1 protein-coding gene is annotated in these 1167 nt (G+C 53.8%); it reads right to left on the bottom strand.

Translation table 11 applies throughout. From position 1 onward, the window contains the following. Positions 1-932: 932 nt before the first annotated feature. Positions 933-1167, bottom strand: a 235-nt coding sequence (locus NWI01_RS19475; RefSeq protein ID WP_210243020.1) for a hypothetical protein, incomplete at its 5' end; no start/stop codon positions are given.

Genomic DNA, 1167 nt, shown 5'->3' with positions numbered 1-1167 from the left:
AGTCTACGCAGCGGATTGCGGCTGATGAAGGTCCGCATCGGCCAGAAGAACGGCACCAACTCACTCGCCACATAGGCGGTCGAGCGCACCCGCAGACGCCGGCCGAGGTTCAACGCATCCACCATGACCATCCTCCGATCGAAGCCGGTATTGCAGCAGCGGCGCTAACGCCGGTGATCACCACGGAAAGAGACCCGATGGCCGACATACGCGTGCCGCCAGATACCCAGGGATCGGTACGACGCAACAGCGGCCAGTAGGTTGGTGGTGTTTGGTTGAGGCGACTAGGCCCACATGCACATCTTAGGTGACGTGCCGACAAAGTAGAAATTCGATCTGTTTATTCTATGCCTAAGGCAAGCTGATGAAACATCATCGATCGTCGAGGCGATCGCGAAGACCACGAGTCCTATGAGAGAGCGTATGACGTGGAGCCAAGCGTCTCCCGCAATGTACGACTGTTGACATAACAACTCTGTCATTCATGCGCGGGCTGCGCTGTCGTACTTTAAGCTACGGAATTCATAAAGACTTCGGAAATTAAGGGGATTCTGTATTTGCAGTTCTGCATTGCGGATCTGCCGTAGCGCGCGCTTGCGTTCAAAAAGAATGAAGAGCGATTGCGAAGACGTCGGAATGCTTTGCTGACGCAATCAAAATCGACATCAGGGATGCTTATTCAACGTTGTGTAGTTCTTCGACCATCGCGATTACCACAGAGGAGATCGTCGCATCGCGCATGGATTGGATTATTGCAAAAAAGAAAAGCTCAAGCCTATGTTGGAACGCCATCTAGGATTGAGTCCTCCAAGCTGCCGTAAGGCAAATGACTCTTGCTGCGGTATCCATCGCGGCGGGAGCACCTACCCCGAACCAATCAGGTTGGCGGATTTCTGTTTGCCTGCAAATGAGCGGGCGGACTTTCGACGCGATTAATCCTGCGCACAACAAACGACGGAGGGAATAGCACCTTCCGGCGAAGGGCAGCCCTTTGGAAAAGGAAAGGCGTGATGAGCGGTATCGATATGGCGGTTACACGAAAACCTGCGATCGAATTCATTGACCGAACCGGCGGCTGACTCCGCAAAGCGGTTTGAAGAAGCAGATTGAAGAATGTGATGTGAATGACGACGGGCCTCTCGGCCGGTCGAAGGCACTGAGGAGACG

It is taken from the genome of Nitrobacter winogradskyi (assembly GCF_006539545.1).
Classification (GTDB): Bacteria; Pseudomonadota; Alphaproteobacteria; order Rhizobiales; family Xanthobacteraceae; genus Nitrobacter; species Nitrobacter winogradskyi_A.
Note: the sequence above shows the minus strand (reverse complement) of the source record. Positions and strands in the feature narration are given on the sequence as shown.